This is a genomic window from Streptococcus sp. HMSC064H09 (assembly GCF_001812625.1).
GTDB lineage: Bacteria > Bacillota > Bacilli > Lactobacillales > Streptococcaceae > Streptococcus.
Genome location: NZ_KV809629.1, coordinates 60085 through 73717, shown reverse-complemented (window position 1 = coordinate 73717; position 13633 = coordinate 60085). Strand labels below are relative to the sequence as shown.

12 protein-coding genes are annotated in these 13633 nt (G+C 38.6%); 5 read left to right on the top strand and 7 right to left on the bottom strand.

The window, feature by feature from the left end:
* The first annotated feature begins 309 nt into the window (after nucleotides 1–309).
* Nucleotides 310–2559 carry a 5-methyltetrahydropteroyltriglutamate--homocysteine S-methyltransferase gene (gene metE, locus HMPREF2867_RS10660; RefSeq protein WP_070577370.1) on the top strand — a complete coding sequence of 750 codons (2250 nt, stop codon included), beginning with the start codon at nucleotides 310–312 and terminating at the stop codon, nucleotides 2557–2559.
* Nucleotides 2560–2742: 183 nt separating this feature from the next.
* Entirely contained in the window at nucleotides 2743–3618 is an 876-nt protein-coding gene (gene metF / locus HMPREF2867_RS10655) for a methylenetetrahydrofolate reductase [NAD(P)H] (RefSeq protein WP_070577369.1), read from the top strand.
* 138 nt (nucleotides 3619–3756) lie between these two features.
* Here the strand turns inward: metF and HMPREF2867_RS10650 are convergent, their stop codons facing one another.
* From HMPREF2867_RS10650 to HMPREF2867_RS10630, 5 genes are all read right to left on the bottom strand, one after another.
* Nucleotides 3757–5475, bottom strand: coding sequence for a phospho-sugar mutase (locus tag HMPREF2867_RS10650; protein WP_037600760.1), 1719 nt, complete (start codon nucleotides 5473–5475; stop codon nucleotides 3757–3759).
* Nucleotides 5476–5627: 152 nt separating this feature from the next.
* Entirely contained in the window at nucleotides 5628–6188 is a 561-nt protein-coding gene (locus HMPREF2867_RS10645) for an ECF transporter S component (RefSeq protein WP_004182060.1), read from the bottom strand.
* 66 nt (nucleotides 6189–6254) lie between these two features.
* The gene (locus tag HMPREF2867_RS10640; RefSeq protein WP_004182105.1) at nucleotides 6255–6827 is read right to left on the bottom strand and encodes an ECF transporter S component; all 573 of its coding nucleotides are present in this window, start codon (nucleotides 6825–6827) and stop codon (nucleotides 6255–6257) included.
* Between the two features lie 28 nt (nucleotides 6828–6855).
* Nucleotides 6856–7401, bottom strand: coding sequence for a phosphopantothenoylcysteine decarboxylase (coaC, locus tag HMPREF2867_RS10635; RefSeq protein WP_070577368.1), 546 nt, complete (start codon nucleotides 7399–7401; stop codon nucleotides 6856–6858).
* Complete coding sequence (locus tag HMPREF2867_RS10630; RefSeq protein ID WP_070577367.1) at nucleotides 7394–8077, bottom strand: phosphopantothenate--cysteine ligase; 684 nt, start codon at nucleotides 8075–8077, stop codon at nucleotides 7394–7396. Before HMPREF2867_RS10630 ends, coaC begins: the two co-directional genes overlap by 8 nt.
* Before the next feature lie 194 nt (nucleotides 8078–8271).
* Here HMPREF2867_RS10630 and HMPREF2867_RS10625 point away from each other — a divergent pair, with 194 nt between their 5' ends.
* The 3 genes from HMPREF2867_RS10625 to HMPREF2867_RS10615 all read left to right on the top strand — a co-directional run bounded on the left by HMPREF2867_RS10625 (nucleotide 8272) and on the right by HMPREF2867_RS10615 (nucleotide 12223).
* A complete protein-coding gene (locus HMPREF2867_RS10625; RefSeq protein WP_070577366.1) occupies nucleotides 8272–9942 on the top strand; it encodes a formate--tetrahydrofolate ligase in 1671 nt (556 codons plus the stop codon).
* A gap of 201 nt (nucleotides 9943–10143) precedes the next feature.
* On the top strand, nucleotides 10144–10818 hold the full coding sequence (locus tag HMPREF2867_RS10620; RefSeq protein WP_070577365.1) for a response regulator transcription factor: 675 nt from the start codon (nucleotides 10144–10146) through the stop codon (nucleotides 10816–10818).
* Nucleotides 10808–12223, top strand: coding sequence for a sensor histidine kinase (locus HMPREF2867_RS10615; RefSeq protein ID WP_070577364.1), 1416 nt, complete (start codon nucleotides 10808–10810; stop codon nucleotides 12221–12223). Before HMPREF2867_RS10620 ends, HMPREF2867_RS10615 begins: the two co-directional genes overlap by 11 nt.
* Before the next feature lie 84 nt (nucleotides 12224–12307).
* Here HMPREF2867_RS10615 and rpsT read toward each other — a convergent pair whose 3' ends face one another.
* Entirely contained in the window at nucleotides 12308–12544 is a 237-nt protein-coding gene (gene rpsT, locus HMPREF2867_RS10610; RefSeq protein WP_037597891.1) for a 30S ribosomal protein S20, read from the bottom strand.
* A gap of 69 nt (nucleotides 12545–12613) precedes the next feature.
* Complete coding sequence (gene coaA, locus HMPREF2867_RS10605) at nucleotides 12614–13534, bottom strand: type I pantothenate kinase (RefSeq protein WP_037597889.1); 921 nt, start codon at nucleotides 13532–13534, stop codon at nucleotides 12614–12616.
* Nucleotides 13535–13633 lie beyond the last annotated feature (99 nt).

Below are 13633 nucleotides of genomic sequence, written 5' to 3'. Positions count from 1 at the left end.
ATGTCTTATACATCATCTTGGCTTCAAGAGAGGGTACTGAGCACTTATAGAGCTTAGTGTTCTGATCCTAGTAAATAATAGAGTCTCTAGACAAAAGTCTAGGGATTTTTTGATATAAAAAGGGATTTAGTAAGTCAATATATAGTTATTAGCTATAACGATATCTAAGCAAAAGGAGATAACAGAAGTCGGTAACCCTTTATTTTATAGGGTATAGTCTAAAACTATATATAGAGAAAACTAATAGCAATTATACAGCTACCCATTTCTTTGGTAAGATAAGTTCAACAACAAAGAGGAGGACACAAGATGTCAACTACTATCATTGGTTTCCCACGTTTGGGTGAATTCCGCGAATTAAAATTTACAACAGAAAAATACTTTAGAAATGAAATTACTGCAGATGAACTTTTAGCAGCAGCCAAAGACTTGCGTGCAAAACACTGGAATATTGTTAAAGAGAAGGGTATCACTGAAATTCCTTCAAATGATTTTTCACATTACGATAACTTCCTTGATGCAGCTTTCCTTTTCAACGTCGTACCTGAATCTGTTCAAAACTTGGATTTGACAGATCTTGAACGTTACTTTGCTTTGGCGCGTGGTTACCAAGGTGAAAAAGGGGATGTACGTGCCCTTCCTATGAAAAAATGGTTTAATACTAACTACCATTACATCGTTCCTAAATTTGAAAAAACAACAGAAGTTAAACTTGCTGGTCACAAGATTTTTGATGAGTACCAAGAAGCAAAAGAATTGGGTCTTAATACACGTCCAGTTGTGGTTGGACCATTCACTTTCCTTCAATTGTCTGATTTTGAAGATGGTGTAAAAGCTGAAGACTTCGTAGATAGCTTTGTTTCTGCATACCAAGATGTCTTTGCAAAATTGGCAGAGCTTGGTGCTACTCGTATTCAACTCGATGAGCCAGCTCTTGTTAAAGATTTGACATCTGAAGAAAAAGCTCTCTTCTTGAACCTCTACAACAAGCTCTTGGCTGATAAGAAAGGCCTTGAAGTTTTGATTCAAACTTACTTTGGTGATGTTCGTGATGTCTACAATGACCTTGTGAACTTGCCAGTTGATGGTATTGGTCTTGACTTTGTTGAAGGTAAGAAAACACTTGAATTGGTTAAAGGTGGTTTCCCAGCTGATAAGACTCTCTATGCCGGTATCGTCAATGGTAAAAACATCTGGCGTAACAACTACGAGAAGAGTCTTGCAATTCTTGAACAAGTGCCAGCTGAAAATGTTGTTTTGACAACATCTTGTTCACTTCTTCATGTACCATTTACAACTGCTAACGAAGAATTTGAACCAGCTATCTTGAATCACTTTGCTTTTGCGGTTGAAAAATTGGACGAATTGCGTGATTTGGATGCTATCCGCAATGGTCAAGGTGCAGAAGCCCTTGCTGCCAACAAAGAACTCTTTGCGACTGAGCGTGTTGGTGAAAATGCTGAACTTCGTGCTCGTATTGCAGGTTTGACTGAAGCTGATTACACTCGTTTGCCAGCGTTTGCAGAACGTGAAGAGATTCAAAAGGATGCTTTCAAACTTCCATTGCTTCCAACAACAACTATCGGTTCATTCCCTCAAACTAAGGAAGTTCGTGCTAAACGTTTGGCTTTCCGTAAGAATGAATTGTCACAAGAAGAATACGATGCTTTCCTTGCTGAAATCACTGATGAATGGATTAAATGGCAAGAAGAAGTTGGATTTGACGTTCTTGTTCATGGAGAGTTTGAACGTAATGACATGGTTGAGTACTTCGGTCAGAACTTGTCAGGTTACCTCTTCTCTAAAAATGGTTGGGTTCAATCATACGGTATGCGTGGGGTAAAACCACCAATCATTTGGGGTGATGTCACTCGTCTTAACCCAATCACTGTTAAATGGTCTAGCTACGCACAAAGCCGTACAGACAAACCTGTTAAAGGTATGTTGACTGGACCTGTTACTATCCTTAACTGGTCATTCCCACGTGAAGACATCTCTATTAAGGATTCAACTCTTCAAATTGCTCTTGCAATCAAAGAAGAAGTGCTTGACCTTGAAGCTGCAGGCGTGAAAATTATCCAAATTGACGAAGCTGCTCTTCGTGAAAAATTGCCACTCCGTCGTAGTGACTGGTATGAGGATTACCTCGACTGGGCAATTCCAGCTTTCCGTTTGGTACACTCAACTGTAGCACCAGATACACAAATCCACACTCACATGTGTTACTCAGAATTTACAGATATCATTCCAGCCATCGACAACTTGGATGCTGACGTTATCTCATTTGAAGCTAGTCGTTCAAATCTTGAAATCTTGGATGAACTTAAAGCACAAAACTTCCAAACAGAAGTTGGACCTGGGGTTTACGATATCCACTCACCACGTGTCCCACAAGACGGTGAAATTGACCACACTATCGAAGCAATCTTGGCTAAAGTACCAAGTGGTAAAGTCTGGATCAACCCAGACTGTGGTTTGAAGACTCGCGGAATCAAAGAAACTAAAGAAAGCTTGATCAAGCTTGTAGAAGCTGCAAAAGCAGCTCGCGAAAACTTGTAAGCAGAAGTTATCATACGTTGAAGACCTTCTTCCTTAAGTGTAGAAGGTTTTCAATAGCTAATAATATTCTAAAGATTTTTGCAAGCAGGCTATGATTAACAAGTGTACCCTACTTATGAAGTCAGTAGGCACTTTAAACTGCTTTTGTCTTAACAAAAATCTAAAAAGAAGAAGGTATAAAATATGACAAGCCAAACACCATCACTCTCTTTTGAAGTATTTCCACCCAACCCAGCAGTGGGTAATGAAAAAATTCTACGTGCCCTTGAGGATATGCAAGGATTGGCCCCACACTTTATCAGTGTGACAGCTAGCAATAACAAATATAATATCAAAGAGACGACGGTTCCTTTGGCAGATCATATTCAAAATGATTTAGCTATCCCAACGATTGCTCACCTTCCAGCTATCTATTTGACTAAAGAAAAGGTTGCTGATACCTTACGTGACTTGGATGCTGTTGGTGTACACCGTATCTTAGCCCTACGTGGCGATATTATCCCAGGTGTTGAACCTCTTAAAGATTTTAGATATGCCACTGATTTGATTGAGTTTATCAAGGACCAAGCTCCTCAATTTGATATCATCGGTGCCTGCTATCCTGAAGGGCATCCCGATTCAGCAAATCAAATCTCTGATATCCAAAACCTCAAGAAAAAGGTTGATGCAGGTTGTTCTAGCCTTGTAACCCAACTCTTCTTTGATAATGAGCGTTTCTATGATTTTCAAGATAAATGTACCTTGGCAGGTATTGACGTACCAATTCATGCTGGGATTATGCCTATCTTGAATCGTAATCAAGCTCTACGTTTGCTTAAGACTTGTGAAAATATCCATTTGCCACGTAAGTTCCGTGCCATTTTGGATAAGTATGAACATGATCCTGAGTCACTTAGAGCGGCAGGACTTGCCTATGCTATTGACCAGATTGTCGACCTTGTTACGCAAGATGTTGCAGGCGTTCACCTCTATACCATGAATAATGCAGATACTGCTCGTCATATTCATGAAGCTACTCATTCTTTGTTTAAGCATCATTCACAAGTTGGTGCTCTATAATTGAATCATAAAAATACCACCTATAGATTAATCTATAGGTGGTTTCGTGGTTTTAGTATGAAAAAGGTGACTTGCTTACGTAATCCTAGTATTGTCATGTATAAAAAAGACTTAGAGCTTAGCTCTAAGTCTTAAGTATTATTCGCCTACGAAAGCATTGATTTCTGCTTCGATGTTAGCAATTTTTTCTTTAGCATCTGCTTCAGATTCACCAACTGTAGCAATGTAGAATTTGATTTTTGGTTCTGTACCTGAAGGACGAACGGCAAACCATGAATCATCAGCCAAGATGTATTTAAGTACGTTACTTGGAGGAGTTGTTAATTTTTCAACGCCGTCAGCAGTAGTAGCTGTTTGTTCCAAGAAGTCTTCTGTCTTAGCAATGTCTGTGTTATTGAATTGTTTAGGAGCATTTCCACGGAATTTATCCATGATTTTCTTAATTTCAGCAGCTCCGTCAACACCTGAAAGGGTAACAGAGATTGTTTTTTCTGCGAAGTAGCCGTATTGTTTGTAGATTTCTTCGATACCGTCTGCCAAAGTCATACCACGTGAACGGTAGTAAGCAGCAATTTCAGCAACGATAAGAACGGCTTGGATAGCATCTTTGTCACGTACGAATGGTTTGATGAGGTAACCGAAGCTTTCTTCGAAACCAAGCATGTAAGTGTGGTTGTGTTGTGTTTCAAATTCATGAATTTTTTCACCGATAAATTTGAAACCAGTCAAGACGTTAAACATAGTTGCGCCGTAGCTTTCTGCAATCTTAGTTACCAACTCAGTTGATACGATTGATTTACAGAGGGCAGCATTTGCAGGAAGTGTACCGGCTGTTTTGTGAGCTTCAAGAATGTATTTAGCAATGATAGCTCCGATTTGGTTACCAGAAAGGTTGAGGTAAGAACCATCTGGTTGGCGGATTTCAACACCAAGGCGGTCAGCATCTGGGTCAGTTGCAACCAATACATCAGCGTCTACTTTGCGACCAAGTTCTTCAGCAAGAGCAAAGGCAGCTTGGTTTTCAGGGTTTGGAGATTTAACAGTTGAGAAGTCAGCATCTGGAACAGCTTGAGCTTCAACAACTTGAACAGCTTCAAATCCAGCTTGCGCAAGAGCACGACGTGCCAACATTTCACCAGTACCATGAAGTGGAGTGTAGACAATCTTCATGTCACGACCGTATTCATTGATTAAGTCTTGGTTGATGTTAACGCCTTTAACTTCTTTCAAGTATTCAGCGTCGACGTTTTCACCGATAACTTCAATCAAGCCGCTAGCTTTGCTTTCTTCAAGGTCAGCCAATTGCACAGTGAAAGGATTTTCGATAGCGCGGATGTAATCTGTCAAAGCATCGGCATCTGCAGGTGGCATTTGTCCACCGTCTTCACCATAAACCTTGTATCCATTAAATGGAGCAGGGTTGTGGCTAGCTGTTACCATGATACCAGCAAATGTGTGAAGATGACGAACAGCAAATGACAATTCAGGTGTTGGACGTAGGCTTTCAAATACATAAGATTTGATACCGTGTGCAGCCAAAACTTGAGCAGATTCAAAAGCAAACTCTGGAGAGAAGTGACGGCTATCGTAAGCGATAGCAACACCACGTTTTTTAGCTTCTTCCCCTTTTGAATCAATCAATTGGGCCAAACCTTCAGTTGCTTGGCGAACAACGTAAATGTTAATGCGGTTAGTACCAGCACCAATCAATCCACGCATACCAGCTGTACCGAATTCAAGGTTGGTATAGAAGGCATCTTCTTTCGTTTTTTCATCCATTGCGACCAGCTCATCACGAAGGTAAGCAGGCAATTCAGCGAAGTCGAGCCATTTTTGATAATTTTCAGTGTAAGACATAGCAATCTCCTTTATATTTTTAACCGCTTACATTATAACAAATTTTTTCAGAAAATTCTAGCGATAATTGTAAATCTTTTTAAAAAGAAAATGGTATCTAAAATGTAAATGAAAATAAAAGAGCCAAGACATATCAGTCTCGACCTAACTAATTATTTTAATCTTTCAAGTGTCGGAACGGCTGCAGTTGTGACAAGAACTGTAGCAATAACTTCAATAAGAGAGTTTGTTGTCAAAATTAAAGCAAGAAAATGTTGAAAACTACCACCATAGATGTTACCGAAGAAGATATAAATTCCCAATAGAACAAAAATGGTATTGGTCATAGACCCGACAATAGCAGCTGTCACTAAACCAGTACGATTGTGTAGCCATCGATAGACGAAGTAAGGAGTCACTCCGATTAAAATACGTGGAAACAGTGCAATAATGAGAGAATAGAGATTTCCATGTGAGACAAAGGGACTAAAGAGGAAACTTGCTGGCGTCAAAACCAATGTATTCATGGTCACACTAAAGAGGCCCATGAGGAGTCCCAAAACAGCTCCGATTCTAGGTCCATAAATGACGGAAGCGATAACAACAGGAATATGAACTAAGGTCGGTTGAATACCAGACGGAACAAATTCGAGAATGAAGGAAGTTACAAAATGAATGGTGAGCATTACTGCAAAAAAGATGGCAATTCTTGCAATAGCGGTTGATTTTTTCATAAAAATTCTCCTTAACGGTTTATAGAATAGTATCTGATTTTCGGCACTATCCATAGATTAAATGATTTACTTTTTCAATCGTAAAAGCATAGGAGTGATACTTACTGTCAAAAGTCCAGCGATAATCATTTCAGCAATCGAATTTGTTGTGAAAATGGTTGCCATTAGTGTTTTGCCACCTGCTGTGTAGAAGTTAGGAATTAGGAAGTAGATACCAAGAAGTACAAAAAATGTATTTGTGAAAGCACCTAAAACCCCAGATAGAGCCAGACCTAGACGGTTTTGAAGTAACTTGTAGACAAAGTATGGGAAAATACCGATTAGGATACGAGGGACGATGGCAATGACTGCAGATGCCCAAGTTCCCCCTTCAACAAAAGGACTGAAGAGATAGCTACTAACCGTATAGATAACAGTGTTTCGAATAATACTCATAATTCCCATGAAGCCACCCAAATAAGCTCCAATTTTAGGACCGTAGACGATGCTAGCGATAATAACTGGGATGTGGGTTAGGGTTGGTTTGATTGGAAGTACAAAAGCAGCAAAGATGGTTTGACTGAGCACTTCAATTACAACCATTGTTGCTATCAAGAGGGATAACTGAGCCGTTTGGTTTGCTTTATTTTTCTTATTCATCATAAACTCCTTTTTATTCTATGCAAGGCTATTTTGTTAAAACATTGTCAATGGATTCAATAATGTCATCGATATCAGCTAAGGCACCGCGTCCTGTATCTCCACAAGCCAGTAAACCTGATTTTGGAAGAATTTCTTGGTAGCCAAGGTCATGCAAAGTATTTAGATTCTTCTTAGTCAGTGGATTTTCATACATTTTCGTATTCATTGCAGGGGCAATTAGTTTTGGGGTGGTGCTAGGTAAAGCTAAAGCAGTAGCAGTAAGCATATTATCGGCTAGACCATATGCTAATTTGGCAATGGTATTTGCTGAAGCTGGAGCTACAACAAAGAGGTCAGCTTCTTTACCTAAGTCAATATGATTAATACGTTCAGCCAATTTTTCTTCCATGACATCAGTGTGAACAGGATTCTTCGAAAGGACTTGAAGTGTCAGAGGGGTGATAAAGTCTTGAGCAGCTTCAGTCATAATGACGTGAACGTCATAACCTTTTTTCTTTAACCTACTTGTTAGATCAGCTGCTTTATAGGCAGATATTGATCCTGAAACAGCAAGGATGATACGTTTAGTCATGGCATATCCTTTCAAATAAGGCTCGAGCAATCGCAGATTTAGTCGTAACTTTCTCCTCGTTTTTTTCATCAACGAGATAGGCAATATGTTGATCTTGAGTGATATCACTCAAGTCGTTGGCAACAATAATATCAGCTTTATTGCGTTTTAGACTTGCACGAGCAACCTCAAAAAGCTCTTCTTTTCTTACATTAACCAAAAGTTTGAAGCCAATCAATTGAATATCAGGATTCCATTGTTTGACGAGGCTAATGACCTTCGGTGTTTTTTTAAGAAAAAGAACCTGATAATCAGAAGCCGATGATATCTTGCTTTCAGTGTTAGATTTATGCAAGAATTGAGCGAGATCTTCGGTGTCCTCCAGTTCAGCAAAATCCGTCATATAAATAGGAGTATAATCAGAGACTGCCATACTATGTATAAGAACATCGTGCTCTTTGACGAGTGGCTCCATCTTTTTGAGAAGACTTTCTACGTTCGTAATTTCTGTAATCTTTAGATTTTCTTTCGGTTCTGGTTTAACCGCTGTCTTGGTCGTTACTAAGGTTACTTGGTGACCCTTAGCCAAGAAAAGTTCAGCGATTTCCTTTCCTAGATAACCTGTTGAATGGTTTGTGATTCCACGTACAGCATCAATCTTTTCAGTGGTACCACCCGATGTAATCAAAATTTTCATAGTAGTATTGTACTAAAAATTGGGTCTTTAGTAAATAAAAAGTAAGTATTTTTGAGGCGTACCCCTATAAATTAAAGTTATAACGATTTATAACAAAACAAAAACCGAACATTGAAAAGTAATTAACCAAAAATAATGCGTTTTTTATCAAACTCTGATATAATAGATTCTAGAAAAATATAGAGGAGTGTCTCATGAAAACAGATATCGAAATTGCTCAAAGTGTAGAATTAAAACCAATCACAGAAGTAGTTGAAAAAGTTGGAATCGGCTTTGACGATTTGGAACTCTACGGAAAATATAAGGCAAAATTGTCATTTGATAAAATCAATGCTGTCAAAGACAATAAGCCAGGAAAATTGATTTTGGTGACAGCTATCAACCCAACACCAGCTGGTGAAGGGAAATCAACTATGTCAATTGGTCTTGCAGACGCTCTGAACAAAATTGGTAAGAAAACGATGATTGCCCTTCGTGAACCATCTCTTGGTCCTGTTATGGGGATTAAAGGTGGTGCTGCAGGTGGTGGTTACGCACAAGTCCTTCCGATGGAAGATATTAACCTTCACTTTACAGGGGATATGCACGCTATCACCACAGCTAACAACGCTTTGTCTGCTCTCCTTGATAATCATATTCACCAAGGAAATGCACTCGGTATTGACCAACGTCGTATTATCTGGAAACGTGTGGTTGACCTTAATGATCGTGCGCTTCGTCATGTAAATGTTGGTCTTGGTGGACCTCTTAACGGTATTCCACGTGAAGATGGTTTTGATATTACTGTTGCGTCTGAAATCATGGCGATTCTTTGCTTAGCTACTGATATTAAAGACCTTAAAGAACGCTTGGCTAACATTGTAGTTGCTTACCGTTATGACCGTACACCTGTTTATGTGCGTGATCTTGAAATCGAGGGTGCACTTACACTTATTCTTAAAGATGCCATCAAACCTAACTTGGTACAAACAATTTATGGGACACCAGCTTTGGTACACGGTGGTCCATTTGCCAACATTGCTCATGGATGTAACTCAGTTCTAGCTACATCTACAGCGCTACGTTTGGCAGATTATACAATTACGGAAGCAGGTTTCGGTGCTGACCTTGGTGCTGAAAAATTCCTTGATATCAAGACTCCAAACCTCCCAACAACTCCTGATGCTGTTGTTATAGTTGCGACACTTCGTGCCCTTAAAATGCACGGTGGGGTAGCCAAGACTGACCTCTCTGAAGAAAATGTTCAAGCTGTTCGTGATGGCTTCGCTAACTTGAAACGTCATGTGGAAAATGTTCGTAAATTCGGTCTTCCTGCAGTCGTTGCTATTAACGAGTTTGTTGCTGATACAGAAGCTGAAATTGCAGCCCTTAAAGAACTTTGTGCAGAAATCGATGTTCCTGTTGAATTGGCTAGCGTTTGGGCTAATGGTGCTGATGGTGGTATTGACCTTGCCAACGCGGTAGTTGATGCTGTTGAAAATGGGAATGCTGACTATAAACGTCTTTATTCTGATGATGATAGCTTGGAAGCGAAAATCACTAAGATTGTTACTGAAATCTATGGTGGTAAATCAGTTGTCTTCGAGAAAAAAGCTAAGAACCAACTTAAACAATTTGCAGAATTCGGTTGGGATAAATTGCCAGTATGTATGGCCAAAACACAATATAGCTTCTCAGATAACCAATTCTTACTTGGAGCACCAGAAGGCTTTGATATCACTATTCGTGAGTTTGTTCCTAAAACAGGTGCTGGATTCATCGTGGCTCTCACAGGTGATGTTATGACCATGCCAGGTCTTCCAAAAGCTCCTGCAGCCCTAAAAATGGATGTTGCTGAAGATGGAACAGCAGTTGGTTTATTCTAAGGATAACGAACGATGGACATAAAGCAGTACCTTATGGTGCTGCTTTTTTTACCAGTTATGAAAAACTTAAGGAAAGTATGGTAAAATGAATCTAAATAAAAGAAGAACAAAGCACTAGAAGATTAGGTGTATTTTAGATATAATGATAAGACTTAGTCAAGGTGTTCTTTATATCTTTGACACCTAGCAAGGGGGATAATTATGATTAAAATTTTACTAGTAGAAGATGATTTGAGTTTGTCCAACTCAGTTTTTGATTTTTTAGATGACTTTGCGGATGTAATGCAAGTATTTGATGGAGATGAAGGTCTTTACGAAGCTGAAAGTGGTGTTTATGATTTGATTCTCTTGGACTTAATGTTACCTGAAAAAGATGGTTTTACAGTTCTTAGAGAATTACGTGATAAAGGTGTAACGACTCCTGTTCTTATCATGACTGCTAAGGAAAGTCTAGACGATAAGGGGCATGGCTTCGAACTTGGAGCTGATGATTATCTAACCAAGCCTTTCTATTTAGAAGAATTGAAGATGCGTATTCAAGCACTTTTGAAACGTTCTGGTAAATTTGACCAAAATACTCTTTCTTTTGGAGATGTTCGTGTCAATCTTGCTACAAATTCTACCTATGTGGGCGATAAAGAAGTAGAACTTCTTGGTAAAGAATTTGATTTATTGGTCTACTTCCTACAAAATCAAAACGTTATCTTGCCTAAGTCGCAAATTTTTGATCGTCTTTGGGGATTTGATAGTGACACCACTATCTCTGTTGTTGAAGTTTATGTTTCGAAAATTCGTAAGAAACTTAAAGGAACAGACTTTGCTGCCAACCTCCAAACCTTGAGAAGTGTGGGGTACATTTTGAAGAATGCTGACTAAATTTTTCAATTATCTCTTTAGGAGAATCAAGTCAGAAGGATTTAAGTCTTTCATTCATTTCTTTGCCACTTTTTCTGGTATTTTCCTTGTCATGACTGTCATGATTTTGCAGATTCTGAGTTACGGTGTTTATTCCAATGTGGACTCTAGTCTGAAAATGGCAGCGACTAAGACCAATTCTTATTTAGAAATGGAAATGCTAAAACGAGAACTATTTCTGACCTCTGAGGTAGATCAAAATAATACGACAACCATTTATCAGGCTTATGATACTAAAAGCTCTACAGATGAAACACCTGACTCGAGTGGCTCTAAGAAAGAATCTAAGAAGGAATCAAAGATGAAAGATGCCCCACACGATTTATCTGTTGCTGCTAATACCAGTGTTTTAGTGCTTGATAAGAATGGGGAGGTTCTCAATGCAGTCGACAAATTTTCTAGTTTGTCCAATTTACCAATAGATAAAAATAACATTGATGTAATCAGTAAGGGAAGTGCTCAGAATTATTTCGATCAAACGGAAAAGTACCGTCTGATTACTGAAAAAGTTGATAATAGTCTCTATCCTGATGCTAAGTACCTTGTGATTGCCATCAATACGACGCAATTAGAAGAAGCCACTGAACGATATGTAAAACTAATTGTCATTATGATGAGCTTTTTCTGGCTACTATCCATAGCTGCTAGTTTGTATTTGGCAAAATGGTCAAGACGGCCTATACAGGAAAGTCTGGAGAAGCAGAAGGCATTTGTTGAGAATGCTAGCCATGAGTTACGTACGCCACTTGCTGTGATTCAAAACCGACTAGAGGCGCTTTTCCGCAAGCCTGAGAGCACCATTTTAGATAATTCAGAGAATATTGCTTCAAGTCTTGATGAAGTACGTAATATGCGTCTTTTGACAACTAATCTTTTGAATTTAGCTCGTCGTGATGATGGCATAAAACCAGAAGTCGAAACCTTAGAACCTGATTTCTTTGATACAGTATTTACCAATTATGCTATGATTGCTGAAGAAAACGAGAAAGGATTTTCGGCCAAAAACCAAGTTAGCCGTCCAATCCATACTGATAAAACGCTACTGAAGCAGCTAATGACGATTTTATTTGATAATGCTATTAAGTATACAGAAGATGATGGACATGTTATCTTTACAGTTCGCACTAATGACCGACATCTTTATATTTCGGTGGCTGATAATGGTCCTGGTATATCAGATAGTGATAAGAAAAAAATCTTTGATCGATTTTATCGAGTAGATAAGGCTAGAACTAGACAAAAAGGTGGGTTTGGACTGGGCTTATCACTAGCGCAACAAATTGTTTTAGCTCTTAAAGGAACAATTGTTGTCAAGGACAATCATCCGAAGGGGACTATTTTTGAAGTTAAAATTACTGGAGTTTAATTAATAAAGAAAACCTGCTAGCTTATGGTCTAGCAGGTTTTTATGTTATAAGGTAATAAAAAAACTCCTGAATGGAGCTTTTAATTAGTTAGCCAATTTAGCTGCAAGACGTGATTTATCGCGGCTTGCTTTGTTTTTATGAATCAAACCTTTAGAAGCGGCTTTATCGATGCTAGCAGATGCAGCACGGTAAGCTTCTTCAGTTGGGTTAGCGTTGAATGCTTTGATAGCAGTACGCAAAGCTGATTTTTGAGCTGAGTTTTGTTCGTTTTGTTTAACGTTAAGTTCAGCGCGTTTGATAGCTGATTTAATATTTGCCAATGTTTTCACCTCCAAAATTTATCTAACTATGTCATTATACGTTATTTTAGACCCCTTGGCAAGCTTTTTCTATTTTTTTAAGTGGATGAAGTCGATTTTATGATTGTCTCCCTTATGAAGAATCAGTTCGGCTCGGCTTCGTGTAGGTTCGATATAATTTTCCAGGTTAACCAAATTGATATCACGCCAAGTTTTTTGTGCTAAAGATAAGGCTTCATCTTTACTAAATTTAGTGAAACGATGGTAATAGTTGTTTTCATCTTTCTTGGCGAGCTCAAGAAGGGTTTGAAAACGTTCGAGATACCATGATTCGATATTATTAACTTCAGCATCAATGTAAAGAGAAAAATCGAAATAGTCACTCATGTAGAGTCGTTGGTTAATGGGATTCTGGAAAACATTAATCCCTTCGACAATCAAAAAATTGGGCTGTCTGATTTCTTGTGTAAGACCTGGTACAATATCATAAATTTCATGGGAGTAAACAGGAATATTGACATCACCACCATTTTTTATAGTATCTAAAAAATTGAGAAGAAGCGGCATATCGTAGGATTCAGGGAAACCCTTACGGTTAAGGATGTCTTTTTCTTTCAAGACTTGGTTAGGATAGAGAAAGCCATCGGTTGTTACAAGTTCAACCTTAGATTGGGGGAAGGTACGTTGTAACAAGAGTTGAAGCAAACGACTGGTAGTGGATTTGCCAACAGCAACTGAACCAGATACCCCAATAATAAATGGACGATTAGTCTGTGATTTTTGTAAAAAGATACTCTTAGAAAAGGTTAAATCATTGGCCGTTTTCTGATAGATACGAATGAGATTGATAAGGGGAAGATAAATATCACTAACTTCTTGCACATCAATCTTATCATTAAGGCTACGAATGGAATCCAGTTCTTCCGCAGTTAATGGGGCATTACCTTCTTTATGAAGGCGTTGCCACTCCTTACGTGATATCGTTTCGAAATTGATAAATTCATTTAACATAGCTAACATTATAGCAGAAAAAAAGCCTGAATGTAAGCCTTGTCATATCGCTAGCCTTACTTTGGTATTTATGATACGATAAAGAGAAAGGACTATCTA

Bases quoted from the DNA above. Each gene is read 5' to 3' on its own strand.
- metE (WP_070577370.1), top strand. From the start codon at position 310: ATGTCAACTACTATCATTGGTTTCCCACGTTTGGGTGAATTCCGCGAA.
- metF (WP_070577369.1), top strand. From the start codon at position 2,743: ATGACAAGCCAAACACCATCACTCTCTTTTGAAGTATTTCCACCCAAC.
- HMPREF2867_RS10650 (WP_037600760.1), bottom strand. From the start codon at position 5,475: ATGTCTTACACTGAAAATTATCAAAAATGGCTCGACTTCGCTGAATTG.
- HMPREF2867_RS10645 (WP_004182060.1), bottom strand. From the start codon at position 6,188: ATGAAAAAATCAACCGCTATTGCAAGAATTGCCATCTTTTTTGCAGTA.
- HMPREF2867_RS10640 (WP_004182105.1), bottom strand. From the start codon at position 6,827: ATGAATAAGAAAAATAAAGCAAACCAAACGGCTCAGTTATCCCTCTTG.
- coaC (WP_070577368.1), bottom strand. From the start codon at position 7,401: ATGACTAAACGTATCATCCTTGCTGTTTCAGGATCAATATCTGCCTAT.
- HMPREF2867_RS10630 (WP_070577367.1), bottom strand. From the start codon at position 8,077: ATGAAAATTTTGATTACATCGGGTGGTACCACTGAAAAGATTGATGCT.
- HMPREF2867_RS10625 (WP_070577366.1), top strand. From the start codon at position 8,272: ATGAAAACAGATATCGAAATTGCTCAAAGTGTAGAATTAAAACCAATC.
- HMPREF2867_RS10620 (WP_070577365.1), top strand. From the start codon at position 10,144: ATGATTAAAATTTTACTAGTAGAAGATGATTTGAGTTTGTCCAACTCA.
- HMPREF2867_RS10615 (WP_070577364.1), top strand. From the start codon at position 10,808: ATGCTGACTAAATTTTTCAATTATCTCTTTAGGAGAATCAAGTCAGAA.
- coaA (WP_037597889.1), bottom strand. From the start codon at position 13,534: ATGTTAAATGAATTTATCAATTTCGAAACGATATCACGTAAGGAGTGG.